The sequence below is a fragment of the Rhabdothermincola sediminis genome (assembly GCF_014805525.1).
In the GTDB taxonomy this organism is placed as follows: domain Bacteria; phylum Actinomycetota; class Acidimicrobiia; order Acidimicrobiales; family Acidimicrobilacustridaceae; genus Rhabdothermincola; species Rhabdothermincola sediminis.
Window position 1 is genome coordinate 135,793 of sequence record NZ_JACFSZ010000006.1, and the last position, 14,070, is coordinate 149,862.

At 71.6% G+C, this 14,070-nt stretch carries 12 protein-coding genes; all 12 read right to left on the bottom strand.

Annotation, left to right across the window (positions count from 1 at the left end; genetic code table 11):
• Positions 1-19: 19 nt before the first annotated feature.
• Positions 20-1,117 carry a cell division protein FtsZ gene (ftsZ, locus tag HZF19_RS06725; protein ID WP_208027990.1) on the bottom strand — a complete coding sequence of 366 codons (1,098 nt, stop codon included), beginning with the start codon at positions 1,115-1,117 and terminating at the stop codon, positions 20-22.
• A gap of 263 nt (positions 1,118-1,380) precedes the next feature.
• On the bottom strand, positions 1,381-2,193 hold the full coding sequence (locus HZF19_RS06730; RefSeq protein WP_208027991.1) for a cell division protein FtsQ/DivIB: 813 nt from the start codon (positions 2,191-2,193) through the stop codon (positions 1,381-1,383).
• Complete coding sequence (gene murB / locus HZF19_RS06735) at positions 2,193-3,128, bottom strand: UDP-N-acetylmuramate dehydrogenase (protein ID WP_208027992.1); 936 nt, start codon at positions 3,126-3,128, stop codon at positions 2,193-2,195. Before murB ends, HZF19_RS06730 begins: the two co-directional genes overlap by 1 nt.
• Positions 3,125-4,510 (bottom strand): UDP-N-acetylmuramate--L-alanine ligase, encoded by a 1,386-nt coding sequence (murC, locus tag HZF19_RS06740; RefSeq protein WP_208027993.1) that lies wholly within the window; start codon positions 4,508-4,510, stop codon positions 3,125-3,127. Before murC ends, murB begins: the two co-directional genes overlap by 4 nt.
• Positions 4,503-5,609, bottom strand: a complete 1,107-nt coding sequence (gene murG, locus HZF19_RS06745) for an undecaprenyldiphospho-muramoylpentapeptide beta-N-acetylglucosaminyltransferase (protein ID WP_208027994.1) — start codon at positions 5,607-5,609, stop codon at positions 4,503-4,505. The genes murC and murG overlap by 8 nt, the downstream gene beginning before the upstream one ends.
• Entirely contained in the window at positions 5,606-6,778 is a 1,173-nt protein-coding gene (ftsW, locus tag HZF19_RS06750; protein WP_208027995.1) for a putative lipid II flippase FtsW, read from the bottom strand. The genes murG and ftsW overlap by 4 nt, the downstream gene beginning before the upstream one ends.
• On the bottom strand, positions 6,775-8,121 hold the full coding sequence (gene murD, locus HZF19_RS06755) for a UDP-N-acetylmuramoyl-L-alanine--D-glutamate ligase (protein ID WP_208027996.1): 1,347 nt from the start codon (positions 8,119-8,121) through the stop codon (positions 6,775-6,777). Before murD ends, ftsW begins: the two co-directional genes overlap by 4 nt.
• Positions 8,118-9,155 carry a phospho-N-acetylmuramoyl-pentapeptide-transferase gene (mraY, locus tag HZF19_RS06760; protein WP_208027997.1) on the bottom strand — a complete coding sequence of 346 codons (1,038 nt, stop codon included), beginning with the start codon at positions 9,153-9,155 and terminating at the stop codon, positions 8,118-8,120. The genes murD and mraY overlap by 4 nt, the downstream gene beginning before the upstream one ends.
• Positions 9,143-10,588: a UDP-N-acetylmuramoyl-L-alanyl-D-glutamate--2,6-diaminopimelate ligase gene (locus HZF19_RS06765; RefSeq protein ID WP_208027998.1), complete on the bottom strand. Its 1,446-nt coding sequence runs from the start codon at positions 10,586-10,588 to the stop codon at positions 9,143-9,145. Before HZF19_RS06765 ends, mraY begins: the two co-directional genes overlap by 13 nt.
• Positions 10,575-12,416, bottom strand: coding sequence for a peptidoglycan D,D-transpeptidase FtsI family protein (locus HZF19_RS06770; protein WP_208027999.1), 1,842 nt, complete (start codon positions 12,414-12,416; stop codon positions 10,575-10,577). The genes HZF19_RS06765 and HZF19_RS06770 overlap by 14 nt, the downstream gene beginning before the upstream one ends.
• Entirely contained in the window at positions 12,413-12,931 is a 519-nt protein-coding gene (locus HZF19_RS06775; RefSeq protein ID WP_208028000.1) for a hypothetical protein, read from the bottom strand. The genes HZF19_RS06770 and HZF19_RS06775 overlap by 4 nt, the downstream gene beginning before the upstream one ends.
• A complete protein-coding gene (gene rsmH, locus HZF19_RS06780) occupies positions 12,928-13,881 on the bottom strand; it encodes a 16S rRNA (cytosine(1402)-N(4))-methyltransferase RsmH (RefSeq protein WP_208028001.1) in 954 nt (317 codons plus the stop codon). Before rsmH ends, HZF19_RS06775 begins: the two co-directional genes overlap by 4 nt.
• Positions 13,882-14,070 lie beyond the last annotated feature (189 nt).

Below are 14,070 nucleotides of genomic sequence, written 5' to 3' on the forward strand. Positions count from 1 at the left end.
ACGCTCGTGGTGGTCACGCCTACTTCAGGAAGGCGGGCACGTCGAAGTCGTCGTCGCCGCCCTCCAGCCCCAGGTCCTCGTCGTCGCCGCCCCCGGCGAAGACGTCGGTGACGGGGGCCAGGTCCGCGGCCCGGGCCGGCTTGCCCTCGGCGGGCTTGCGGTCGGCGTCCCAGCGGTCGAAGCCCGCGGCGATGACCGTGACCCGCACTTCGTCGCCCATCTCGTCGTCGATGACGGTGCCGAAGATGATGTTTGCGTCGGGGTGGGCGACCGAGTGGATCACCTCGGCCGCCTCGTTCACCTCGAACAGGCCCAGGTCGCTCCCACCGGCGATGGTGAGCAGGATGCCGCGGGCGCCCTCGATGCTGGCCTCGAGCAGGGGGCTTGAGATCGCCGCCCGGGCCGCGGTGAGGGCCCGCCCCTCGCCTGAGCCGTACCCGATGCCCATCAGCGCGGAGCCGGCGTCACTCATGATCATCTTCACGTCGGCGAAGTCGGTGTTGATGAGGCCCGGGGTGGTGATGAGGTCGGTGATGCCCTGCACACCCTGCAAGAGCACCTCATCGGCCATCTTGAAGGCATTGAGCACCGAGGTCTTGTCGTTGGACACGGTGAGCAGCCGATCGTTCGGGATCACGATCAGGGTGTCGACCTTCTCCTTCAGGCGCTGGATGCCCGACTCGGCCTGCACGGCGCGGCGGCGGCCCTCGAAGCCGAACGGCCTGGTCACCACACCGATGGTCAGCGCCCCCAGGTTCTTCGCCACCTCCGCCAGGACCGGAGCCGCGCCGGTGCCGGTGCCACCACCCTTGCCAGCGGTGATGAACACCATGTCGGCCCCCTTGAGGACCTCCTCGAGCTCCTCCTTGTGCGCCTCGGCCGCCTGGCGACCCACTTCCGGGTCGCTGCCCGCGCCGAGGCCGCGGGTCAGCTCCCGGCCGATGTCGACCTTGACGTCGGCGTCACTCATGAGCAGTGCCTGCGCGTCGGTGTTGACCGCGATGAACTCCACGCCCTTCAAGCCGGCATCGATCATGCGGTTGACGGCGTTGACCCCGCCGCCGCCGACCCCGACGACCTTGATGACCGCGAGGTAGTTCTGCGGAGAACCGGCCATGGCGTTCGTCACCTCCGATTGGGGAGCGCTCGGCTCCACTTTGCTCTTCCTTCGTCGCGACGTGGTGGATGGCGTCCGGTCACTCGGCCCGCTCAGCGGATCCGAGTAGGGCGACACGTCGAAGAGGCGATCAGCCATGGGGACGCCGCCGGGAGCATGCCCTCGACCGGGCGGGCACAACTCTCAACCTGAAGTCGAGGGTTATGTCAACCTCAGATTTCGGTTGACACTGTACGTCCGGCGAGGGCGGGAGGTCAACCACCTCAACCACCGCTGGCCCCCTTCTCGCAGGCGCGGTCGCGGGTGATCACCGGCCGGTCCGGCACCCGGACGTCGAGCGTCGCCAGGCAACGGTCGTCCACCTGCCCGAACACCGTGCGCAGCGCGAGCATCTTGTCCTCCACCTCGGTCGCCGGGCCGAAGAGCACCTCCCCCGAGGGCAGGACCCGCAGCCGGACCTCGCCGTCGGCCCCCACGAGCACCGCCGAGACCCGGGTGCGGACCCCGGGTGTCAGCGACCGGGCGACGGCCAGCGCCTGATCCGCCGGTCCGGCGAGCCGCTCGCCCACCGGGGCGGGGACCACCCCTTCCAGCACCAGCCATCCCGGCTCGGCCAGCGGGCCCAGGACCCGACCCTCGGTGTCGACCAGCAGCCAGCCCCCGGCGGCACGATCCTCGACCGCGGCGAGCGGCTGGCGTTCGGTCACCTGGATGGCGACCGTGCCCGACCACTCGACCTGCACGGTGGCGTCGGCGACCCAGGGCAGCGCCAGCAGCCGGTCGCGGATGGACGCGGCGTCGAGGTCGACCAGCTGATCGCCCGGCGCCACACCGGCGGCGTCGCGGATCTGCTCCTCCGTGACGTGTTCGCCGCTCTCGATACGTACCGCGTCGACGTCGAGCAGGGCGGTGCGCGAGGCGAACCAGGCGCCCGCTCCCAGGCAGCCCACGGCCAGTCCCGGGAGCAGCCATCGGCGGCGCCGCCGGCCGCGGTCGCGCTCGACCTGTTCCCGGCGAGCGGCGATACGGGGGTCGACAGCGACGGGCGAGGGCTGCTCCATCGTTCGTGTGCTCATCAGGCACCGCCCCAGGGCGCGGGGTCGAAGCCGACGAGGCGGGTCTCGGGCCGGAGGCGAATCCCCGAATGCCGCTCGACCCGCGCCCTGACCTCCCGCATCAGCCGCTCGATGTCATCGGCAGAGCCTCCCTCGTCCGCCTGGATGAAGTTGGCGTGCTTCTCCGACACCCGGGCGCTCCCCATCCTCAGGCCGCGGCACCCAGCAGCGTCGATGAGCCGGCCCGCCGAGTCCCCCTCGGGGTTGACGAACACCGAGCCCGCGTTCGCACCCCCCGGCTGGTGCTCCCGGCGCCAGCGGACGACCTCGGCGATCAGTTCCTCGGAGGTCGAGACGTCCCCGGGTGCCAGCTGCAACTCGGCCCAGAGGACCAGCTGCGACGCAGCGATGCCCGAGTGGCGGAACGCGAGACCGAGGCGGTCGGCAGGCACGATCTCATCCTCCCCCGTGGCGAGATCGAACCGGCGGATCCTTGACAGCACCGCCGCCATGTCGGAGCCGTGCCCGCCGGCGTTCATGCGTACCGCACCCCCGATCGAACCAGGCACCCCCACCGCCCACTCGAAGCCGGTCAACCCGCACGCCGCGGTCCGGCGGGCCACCACCGGCAGCAGCGCCCCGCCGCAGGCGCGCACCACGGTCCCGTCGATGTCGATCGTCGAGAACGCCTCACCCAGCACCACCGCGAGGCCCTCGAAACCCCGATCGGCGACGAGGAGGTTGGACCCGTTGCCCACGACCAGGACCTCGACCCCCGTCTCTCGCACCACGGTGGACACGGCCCGGAGGTGCTCGTCGCACTCGACCCGGACCAGCACGGCCGCGGCCCCGCCCACCCGGTAGGTGGTCATCGGCCCCAGCGGCACGTCCCGCTGCCCCAGGGGACCGAGCATCGTCGCCGCCAGTTCCACCGCGGCCGTGCCGCCGGACCTCACCTCGACCAGGCCTCCCGCAGCTCGTCCGGAACCGAGGTGAGATCACCCGCCCCGAGGGTCAGGCACAGGTCGCCGGGCCGCAGCTCCTGCTCGAGAAACGCGACGACATCGGAGCGGCGCGGCAGGTACACGACCCGCGCCCACGGGTGGGCGTCGAGCACCGCGCGGAGGAGCAGCTTGCCCGACACCCCCGGTCGCGGCGCCTCGCCCGCGGCGTAGACGTCGGTCAGCACGATGACGTCGGACTCGACGAACGCGTCGGCGAAGTCCTGCCACAGCGCGGCCGTGCGGCTGTAGCGGTGCGGCTGGAAGACGCAGACGACCCGGCTCCAGCCACCGTCGCGCGCTGCTGCCAGTGCCGCCCGCACCTCCGACGGGAGGTGGGCGTAGTCGTCGATGAACGTCACCCCGCGAGCCTCTCCCCGGTGCTCGAACCGCCGGGCCACACCCGCGAACCGCCCCAGGGCGTCAGCCGCAGGCTCGAACGCGGCTCCGAGCAGGACGCTGGTCACCAGCGCGGCACAGGCATTGCGGGCATTGTGCGCGCCGGGCACGGGCAGTTCCACCTTCCCCACCACCTGCTCGCCCTCACAGAGCACGAACGTCGACCCGGCCCCTGTGGACACGAGATCGACCATCCGCCAGTCGGCGTGCTCGGCGACGCCGTAGGTCGTCGCCCCGCACGACCGGCCCAGCCGGAGCGCCACCGGATCGTCGGCGCAGACGATCCGTGGCCCGCCGGTCTGGGCGAGGAAACGCCCGAAGGCCTCTTCCATCGCCTCCACCGAACCGTAGAACTCCAGGTGATCGGCCTCGACGTTGGTCACCACCGCGGCCTGGCGGGGCAGTTCGAGGAACGTCCCGTCGCTCTCGTCGGCTTCGACGACGAACCAGTCACCCTCGTCCCAGACCGCCCCGCTGCCGATCTCGTTGACGTCCCCGCCAATGATGAACGACGGGCGCAACCCGGCGGCGCGCAGAGCCAGCGCCAGCATGGACGAGGTCGTCGTCTTGCCGTGGGTGCCCGCGACCGCGACGCTACGCCGGGTCGCGGCGATGGCCGCCAGGATCTCCGCCCGCCGCAGCACCGGGATCCCACGCTCCCGGGCCACCCGAACCTCGAGGTTGGAATCGGGCACCGCGCTCGACACCGCCACGTACGCGAGGTTCGGCGCCAGGTTCTCGGGCGCATGCCCGATGTGCACGTCGATGCCCATCGCCCGCAACCGCTCCAGACCGGACGACGCCTTCAGGTCGCTGCCCGACACCCGGTGCCCCATGCCCGCGAGCACGGTGGCGATGGCGCTCATTCCCGCGCCACCGATGCCGACCACGTGGATCGAGGTCGTCACGGTCAGGTCGGGGCGGGGCACGTCAGCCACGGGCGTACTCCTCCACCAGGTCGGCGACCCGCTCGGCGGCATCCGGCCGGGCCAGCGAGCGCGCCGCCCGACCCATCCGAGCGAGTCGCTGCGGATCGGCCAGCACGGCGTCGAGCTCCCGCACCAGCCGCTCCGGGCTGAGCTGGTCGTCGGGAACGAGGACCGCCGCCCCCGCGGAGACCAGTGCGGCCGCGTTGGCCGTCTGGTGATCGCGCGGGGCGATCGGCAGCGGGACCAGGATGGCCGCCCGTCCCACCTCGGCCAGCTCGGCGACCGTGGTGCCTCCGGAACGCGCGATCGCCAGGTCAGCGGCGACGAGCAGCTCGGCCATGCGGTCTTCGTAGCGCACCGGCTGGTACACGAGGCCATCGGCGGGGAGATCCGGAGCCTGGTGGCCCAGCTCCTCCCAGTCCCGGGTGCCGATGACGTGGCGGATCGCCAGATCACCGCGGGTCGCGAGCCAGGGGATCGCTCCACGGACCGCGGTATTGATCGATCGGGCCCCGAGCGAACCACTGAACACCGCCACCACCGTCCGGTCCACCGGCAGCCCCAGGGCTCGGCGGGCGCCGGCGCGGTCGTCCGCGGTTGCGGCCGCCAGCACCTCGGCCCGCACCGGGTTGCCGGTCACCACCCGGCGAGGCAGGTCGGTCTCGGGGAACGGGACGGCGCATGCCGCGGCGAACCGCCCGGCCAGCCGGTTGGCCGCCCCGGCGCGGGCGTTCTGCTCCATCACCACGATCGGCACCCGGTTGAGGATGGCGCCGGCCACGCAGGCGAGGCTCGCATACCCACCCAGCACCACCACCACCCGGGGCTGCAGGCGGCGCACGAGGCGGACACCATGGAGCATCGCCCGCAACAAGCCGGCGATGGAGGCCACGTTCTCGATCGTGAGGCGCCGCTGCAGGCCCCGACCCGGCAAGGCGACGAGGGGGAAGCCTGCCTCGGGCACCAGCCGGGTCTCGATGCCCCGGGTGCTGCCGACGAACTGGATGCTGCCGGGGGGATGACCACGCGCCACCAGCGCCCGCGCCAGCGCGATCCCGGGCAGGACGTGGCCAGCCGTCCCACCTCCCGCGATCACCGCGAAGGTCATCGCGCCTGGCGAGCGATGTTGAGCAAGACCCCGGAGGCGGCCATCAGCACCAGCAGTGACGAGCCGCCGAAGGAGACGAACGGCAGGGGGACCCCGGTGATCGGCAGGGCGCCCACCACCGCGCCGATGTTCACGAAGGCCTGGACGAGGATCCAGGTCGTGACCCCGGTGGCGACCAGCATGCCGAATCGATCGGGGGCTCGCAGGGCGGTGCGGATCCCCAGCACCCCCAGGGATACGAACAGGGAGACGACGGTGAACGCGCCGAGCAGCCCGAGCTCCTCGCTGATGATGGCGAAGATGAAGTCGGTGTGCGGGAACGGCAGAAAGCCCCACTTCGCCCGACCTTCACCCAACCCCACACCGGTGAGGCCGCCACTGGCGATGCTCACCTGCGACTGGATCGTCTGGTAGCCGGTGTTGAACGGGTCCGCCCACGGGTCTCGGAACGCCATGAGCCGCCGGAAGCGGTAGGGCTCGAGCACCGCGGCGATCACGGCCAGCCCGGTACAGGCGGCGACCACCGTGGCGAGCGGCCGGAGCGGGACTCCGGCGACGAAGAGCATCACGAAGACCACGACCCCGAGGATGATCGTGGTGCCCAGGTTGGGCTGCAGCATGAACAGGGCCGCGACCGCGGCGAACACCGCCACCACCGGCCGCAGCGACAGGCGGGTGTCGCCGATGCGGTCGGCGCGCCGAGCGAGGAGGTCGGCCACGAAGAGGATGACCGCCAGCTTGGCGAACTCGGACGGTTGGATGCGCACCGCCCCGTAACCCAACCAGCGCGACGACCCGTTGACGTTCACCCCGAGGCCGGGGACCAGCACCAGCGCCAGGAGCACGATGGCACCGACCAGGATCGGCCGGCTGTGCCGGCGCCACCAGTGGTAGTCCACCCGCATCGCCACCAGGAGGGCCACCGAACCGAGCAGCAGCCACAGGAACTGGCGCTGGAACTGGTACCAGGCCGAGCCGTACTCGTAGTAGGAGCTGACCGCGGAGGCGGAGAGCACCATCAACAGCCCGATCAAGTTCAAGATCACCACGAGCGAGAAGATGGCGAGGAACAGGTTGGAACGCTTCCCCGCCGGCCGGCTCGGTCGCCGGGGGGCCTTGGTGGGCCGCTGAGCTGGCCGCGGTCGCGCGGTGCGGACCACGGTGGTCACCGCTGCACCTCCATCGCCCGGGAGCCGACCATGACCCGGACCGCTTCCTGGAAGGCCGCTCCCCGCTCGTGGTAGGAGCCGAACCAGTCGAACGACGCGCAGCCGGGCGAGAGCAGGACCACGTCGCCGGGACGGGCCAGCTCGGCTGCTCTCGCCACCACGTCCTCGATGCCGGTGTCGACTTCGACCACCGGGCAGGTGGCCGCGAACACCTCGCGCACCTCACCCGCGGCCTCGCCCATCGCCACCACGGCCCGGAGCCGGGGCCCGGCTTCGGCCATGGCGGTGAGGTCGAGGCCCTTGTTCCGTCCACCGGCGATCAGGACGACAGACTCGAACCCCGAGACCGCCGCCACCGTCGCGTGGGGCACGGTGGCCTTCGAGTCGTCGTACCAGCGCACTCCCGACCACTCCCCCACCAGCTCGACCCGGTGGGGCAGGCCGCGGAAGTCGCGGAGCACCTCACGGACGGCGTCGATCGTCGCTCCAGCCGCCAGCGCGGTGGCCGACGCGGCGAGGGCGTTGGTGACGTCGTGCGGGAGCGCCCGCCCGAGCTCGCCCACGGCGAGCAGCACGTCGCCGTCCCCGGTGACGAGCTGGTCTCCGGTCACCCGGAACCCGGCCGGCTGGCGGACACCGAAGGTGACCGCGCCGCCGGGGGGGACGTGGCGCATGACCACTGGATCGTCGGCGTTGGCCACTGCGGTCGCTCCCGGTGGGAGGTACGCCCACAGCCGGGCCTTGGCGGCCTCGTACGCGCCGAGCGACGCGTGCACGTCGAGGTGGTCCGGCGCGAAGTTCAACCACGTCGCCACCTGTGGGACGATCCGCTGCGTGTGGCCCAGCCGGAACGACGATGCTTCCACGACGAACACGTCCGCACCGGCATCGGCGATGGCGGCCACGAGCGGGACGTCGGTGTTGCCCGCGAGCACGGCTCGCTGACCGGACGCGGTGAGCATGGCGGCCACCATGGTGGTGACGGTGGTCTTGCCGTCGGTCCCGGTGACGGCGACGATCGGTCGCGCATCCCATTCCCGCGCCAGGTCGAACTCGCCCATGAGCGGCACGCCCTCCTCGGCGGCGATGCGCATCAGCGGGTGACGGTCCGGGATACCCGGGCTGGGGAAGACCGCTTCGACGCCCGCGACGATGCTGCGCAGGGTGGCGTCATCGGGTGCGTCGAGCAGCTCCACGCCCAGCAATTCTGCTAGCGAGCGACCCTCCGCTGAGGGATGGTCGTCGGCGGCCACCACCCGCACCCCGTGCTCGGCGAGGGCGCGGGCCACGGCGCGACCGGTGACCGCGAGCCCGTAGACGAGGGCGACGCGGGGCACGCTCACTCCAGCACCCCCGGCACGGAGAGGAAGTCGGCGTAGAACAGCCCGATCGCGAGGCCGGTGCACAGCCCGGCGAAGATCCAGAGGCGGATGATCACCGTGGTCTCCGGCCAGCCGGCGAGCTCGAAGTGGTGGTGGATCGGCGCCATCCGGAAGATCCGGCGACCACCGAGCAACCGGAACGTGCCGACCTGCAGGATGACCGACAACGTCTCGATCACGAACAGCCCGGCGATCACGGGCAGCAGCAACACGGTGTTCGTCCCCAGGGCCAGGGTGGCCAGCGCCGCGCCGATGGCGAGCGAACCGGTGTCACCCATGAAGATCTGCGCCGGCGCCGCGTTCCACCACAGGAATCCCACGCAGCCACCGAGCATCGCGGCCGAGATCACGCCCAGGTCGAGGTAGCTGTGGTCGCCGTAGATCTCCTCGTGGCGGAACCCGACGAAGCAGATGACCACGAACGCCGCGAAGCTGAAGATGGCGCTGCCAGCCGCCAGCCCGTCGAGCCCGTCAGTCAGGTTGACCGCGTTGGTGGTGGCGAGGATGAGCAGGATCGCCATGGCGGACCACCCCAGCCGGCCGAGGTCGACACCGGGCGAGTCGTAGCGGGTGAACGACAGCGTGGTCGCCACGTTGGTCTGGTCGAGGACCAGCACGACGAAGACCACGGCCACCACGAGGAGCCCGATCATCTTCGTCCGCTTGTTCAGGCCGAGGTTCCGGGCTCTGAAGACCTTGAGGCCGTCGTCGATCAGGCCCACGAGCGCGGCGAGGCCGATGGTGAGCATGATGATGATCCCGCGACGGGTGAACGTCCCGCCGAAGAGGTCGCTGACCAGCCAGCCGAGCCCGGCTGCGCCGACCACCGCCAGACCGCCCATCGTCGGGGTGCCGGCCTTGGTGACGTGTCCCGACGGCCCGTCCTCACGGATTGGCTGCCCGATGCCACGGGCCCGGAGGAACGAGATCAGCAGCCGGGTGCCGAACAAGGAAAGCGCCATGGCGATGGCAGCCGCCGCGATCAGCCGGACCACGCTTCACCTCGTTCCCTGCCGATCCGCCGCAGCTCCTCCCTGGCGACCTCGCGATCGTCGAAGGGCACGGGCTCGGACCCCAGGGTGATGGTCCGTTCGTGGCCCTTGCCCGCCACCACCACCAAGTCACCGGGCTGCGCCACATCGAGCGACCGGGCGATGGCGGCCCGGCGATCCGGCTCCACCACGAGCTGGACGGCACGGCGCTCGACGGCGCGGTCGAACCCTTCTCTGATCGCGTCGATGATCGCTCCAGTCTGCTCGCCCCGGGAGTTGTCGGCCGTCAGCACTACCCGATCGGCGAGGCGGGCCGCCACCTCACCCATCGCGGGCCGCTTGCCCGCGTCCCGCTGGCCGCCGCACCCGAACACCACCACCAGCGAGCCTCCCGCTCCGATCAGGCCACGCGCCGTGCCGAGCACCTGCTCGAGGCCGTCAGGGGTGTGGGCGAAGTCGACCACGACGCTGAACGGCTGGCCCTCGTCGATGACCTCGAACCGGCCAGGCACCACGAGCGGCTGGCTGAGGCCACGGGCGATGACCGCCTCATCGATCCCCAGCACCGAACCGGCGCCGGCTGCCGCCAAGGCGTTGGAGACGTTGAAGGCACCGGCGAGCGGAAGGCGAACGAGCTGCCCGCGCCAGCGGAAGGTCGAACCCCGGAGACCGAGTTCGAGCTCCTCCACGTCGTCGAGCGAGTAGCCCGTCACGGGGATCTCTGACGCGTCGCGCAGCAGCCTCCCGTGGGGACTGTCGAGGTTCACCACCGCCACCTCGGACAGCTCGGAGCGGAACAGCCGCGCCTTGGCCTCGAAGTAGGCCTCGACCGTGTGGTGGAAGTCGAGGTGGTCACGGCTGAGGTTGGTGAACACCGCGGCCCGGAAGTGCATCCCTGACACCCGCTCCAGCGTGAGGGCGTGCGAGGAGACCTCCATCGCCACGCTGTCGACCCCGCGGTCGCGCCACGCGGCGAGCTGCTCCTGGAGATCGGGCGACTCGGGCGTGGTGCGCTCGCCGGTGAGGGTGCCTAGGACCTCGACGGATCGTCCAGCCTCACGGAGGACGTTGGCGAGCAGCGCGACGGTGCTCGTCTTGCCGTTGGTGCCGGTCACCCCGACGACGTCCATCGAGCGGGATGGGTGCCCCCAGAGCGTCGCGGCGGCCATCCCCATCGCTCGCCGCGAGTCGCGCACCCGCACCACCGGCACCGAGGGGCCGGGCGTCACCGGCCGCTCGACCATCAGCGCCGCCGCTCCCTTCTCCACGGCCTCCGCGGCGAACGCATGCCCGTCGAACGAGGCGCCGGGGATGCAACAGAACAGGCTCCCCGGCTCGACCCGCCGGGAGTCGTAGTCCACGCGACTGATCTCGACCGACAGATCGCCTTCCGTCCCGCTCGGGTCGAGTTCGCCGATGACCTCAGCGAGGCGCACCGACCGCCACCTCGCGCCCGGCGGGAGAGGCCACGGGCAGATCCGCGGTCGGCCCTCGGACCTTGCCCTCGGGGGTGAGGCCCGACCGCTCGCCGACCGGGGTCCCCCCGGCGGGGGCATCCGTGGCGGGGGGCGCGATCGACAGCTCCCGGAGCGCGAAGGAGGCGATCTTCGACCACGCAGGTGCCGCGACCACGCCACCGGTGTAGCCCCCGGCCCGGGGCTCGTCGATGATGACGATGATCGACAGCGCCGGGCGCTCGGCCGGCACGAACCCGACGAAGGTCGACTGGTACTGCGTCACCCCGTTCGAGTCCCGGTAGCCGCCGCCCGGCTGGGGCTTGCGCGAGGTGCCGGTCTTGCCCGCCGGCGTGTAGCCGTGCACCTGCGCCAACTTGCCCGTGCCGTCGGCGACCACCCGTCGCAGCATCACGTTCATCATGTCGGCGACGGGCTGCGAGAGCACCCGGTGCCCCTCCTCGACCGGGAGCGGGTGCTCGTTGCCGTCGGCATCGATGGTCGATCGCACCAGGCTGGGTGGCACGTACACACCCCGGTTGGCGATCGTGTTGTAGGCGAGGAGCATCTGGAGCGGGGTCACCGACACACCCTGGCCGATGGGCACCGTGCCGATCGAGGTCGCCCACCACTGGTCCGGGTCGCTCGGGTCGGGAACCCGCCCGGACTGCTCGTTCGGGAAGCCGAGCGACGTCGGCTGTCCGAAGCCGTACGCCAGCAGCGCCCGGTGGAGCCGGTCCTTGCCGAGTTGCTGCGCGATCTTGATCGTCCCGATGTTGGACGAGTGCGCGAGCACGTCAGCGACGCTCCAGGTCACCGTCCCGTGGGGTTCGGCGTCCTGGAAGGTGGCGTCGCCGACCTTCAAGGTGGGTGGGACCTGCACCATCGTGTCGGGCGACACCAACCCGGCTTCGATCGCCGCGGAGACCGTCACCATCTTCATGACCGAGCCCGGCTCGTAGACCGTCGTCAAGGCGGCGTTGTTGGTGCCGGGCACCACGTCGCCGGTCTCGGGGTCGGCGACCATGTTGGCCATCGCCAGGATCTCGCCGGTCTCGGGGCGGCTGACGATGGCGATCGCGCTCCTGGCCTTGTTGGCCGAGATCTGCTCGGCGAGCACCCGCTCGGTCTCGTACTGCAGGGAGCGGTCGAGGGTCAGCACCAGGTCCCGGCCCTTCACCGCCGGCACCTGGTGGTGCTCGCCGAGGGCGATCGTACGGCCCGCAGGGCTGCGCTCGAACACCACCTTCCCGGGAGTCCCCGTGAGCTGGTCGCCGTAGAGCGCCTCCAGACCGGAGATCCCGACGTTGTCGACATCGGTAGTGCCGAGGATCGATCGGGCCATGTCGCCTGCGGGGTGGAAGCGCTCCGGCTCCTCCACGAGCCCGACACCGGGCAGGCCGAGCGCTTCGACCCGATCGGCCAGCTCAGCGGGCACCTTGCGGGCCACGTACGCGAACCGCCCCTCCGTCGTCATCCGCTTCTCGATCTCGCCCGGGTCCATGCCGAGGGCATCGGCGAGCTGCGCGGCCGAACCTCGCGGATCGTCGATCATCGTCGGATCGACGAAGACCGACCTGGCGGGCCGGGACATGGCCAGCTCGACGCCGTTGCGATCGTAGATCGTGCCCCGGTCCGCCGCGATCGCCTGGACGAACGTCCGCTGCTCGATGCCCACCTCCCGGTAGCGCTCCGGATTGATGACCTGCAGGTCGGTGATCTTGACCAGCAGGAAGGCGAACGCGACCACGAGCGCAGCCAGCAGCCACACGAAGCGCACCCGGTGATCGAGCCGGATGGCGGCGGTCATCGACCGGTGCCGGTCTTCGCCGGTGCCCGGGCAGGAGCGGTCGCCGGGGACGTGGTGGAGGTCGAGCGCGGGCGGGGCGACGTGGTGGTGGTCGTCGTCGGGGCAGGGTCCCGCTGCTGGAACGACGCCGCCGCGTCGTCGCCGGGCGAAGGCTCGAGGTACGTGACTGCGCCAGGGCTGATCATGCCGAGCTCGCGGGCCGCGGCGGTGATCCGCTGAGGGGAGCGGAGCTCGACCAGCGCGAGAGCGAGGTCACGCTGGCGGAGCTGCTCCTCACGGATGCGCCCGTTCAGGTCATCGAGGGTGCCCTGCTCCTTGATGATGACCGTCTGGAAGGCGGCGAGGGCGAACATGGCCACGAAGAGCAACGTGCCGGCGATGGTGCCCACGCGGCCCGGTCGCAGGCGCCGCAGCTCGCCGGGCTCGACGACCCGCAGCGGCGGTCGGGAGCGAGCCTGCTCGCGGGCCGGCGCTCGGCGGGGGGCGGCAGCCGCGGTGCCGGTACGGGGGCTCACGCCGCCACCTCTGCCAGCTTCTCCGCCGCCCGGAGCCGGGCGCTGGCCGACCGCGGGTTGGCCTCGACCTCGCTGGCGGAGGGCTTGCGCGCCCCACGGCGGAGCTGACGCACCCGGGCCCTCGCCCCGCACACGCACGGCAGCACCGGCGGGCAGGTGCAGCCCCCGGTCGAGGCCTCCTCGAAGATTCCCTTGACCAGGCGATCCTCGCCGGAGTGGTAGGAGATCACCGCGCACCGCCCGCCCGGCGCCAGCACGTCGATGGCCTGCCGGAGCGCCCGGCCCAGGACTTCCAGCTCGTCGTTGACCTCGATGCGGATGGCCTGGAAGGTGCGCTTCGCCGGATGACCGCCCCGCCGGCGCGCCGGCGCGGGGATGGCGTCACGCACCACCTCGGCGAGCTGGGTGGTCGTGGACAGCGGACGTGCGGCCACGATCGCCGCGGCGATCCGCCTCGCGTACCGCTCGTCGCCGTACTGCTCGAGGATCTGCACCAACTGCTGCTCGTCGTAGGTGTTCACGACCTCGGCCGCGGTGCGGGTCGCAGTGCGATCCATCCGCATGTCCAGCGACGCGTCGTGGCGGTAGCTGAAACCCCGCTCGGGGCGGTCGAGCTGTGGCGAGCTCACGCCCAGATCGAACAGCACTCCGGTCACCGGCCCGACGGCTTCGTCGGCCACCACGTCCCGCAGCGAATCGAAGCGGGCTTTGCGCAGGCGCACCCGCTCCCCAGCGAAGGCTAGGGTCCGGCCGGCGGCCTCGAGGGCGTCGTCGTCCTGGTCGAGGCCCAGCACCTGGACCCTGCTGTCCCCCTCGAGCAGCACCCTCGCGTGACCCCCTCCCCCGACGGTGCAGTCGACCACCCATCCGGCCGGAACGGACGCGAACAGTGCGGCGACTTCGCGGACCATAACGGGCTCGTGGACGAAGCTGGTGGATTTCCCCGGCATGCGATGTCCTTCCATGCCCGCAGCGTTCGCGTGGGTGAACTTCGGTGCTCGCTCATCCGCAGCCCCCCGGCAGGCGGGCGCACGTCGGGATGTCTCCCCCGATCGAGCTGGATGGGAAGCGGGCGGAGTAGGGGCCTTCCATCTGCCCGCCGGGAGGCTGCGCATGAGCGAGGTGCAAGGTCGGGTGCT

Bases quoted from the DNA above. Each gene is read 5' to 3' on its own strand.
- ftsZ (WP_208027990.1), bottom strand. From the start codon at position 1,117: ATGGCCGGTTCTCCGCAGAACTACCTCGCGGTCATCAAGGTCGTCGGG.
- HZF19_RS06730 (WP_208027991.1), bottom strand. From the start codon at position 2,193: ATGAGCACACGAACGATGGAGCAGCCCTCGCCCGTCGCTGTCGACCCC.
- murG (WP_208027994.1), bottom strand. From the start codon at position 5,609: ATGACCTTCGCGGTGATCGCGGGAGGTGGGACGGCTGGCCACGTCCTG.
- HZF19_RS06770 (WP_208027999.1), bottom strand. From the start codon at position 12,416: ATGACCGCCGCCATCCGGCTCGATCACCGGGTGCGCTTCGTGTGGCTG.
- rsmH (WP_208028001.1), bottom strand. From the start codon at position 13,881: ATGCCGGGGAAATCCACCAGCTTCGTCCACGAGCCCGTTATGGTCCGC.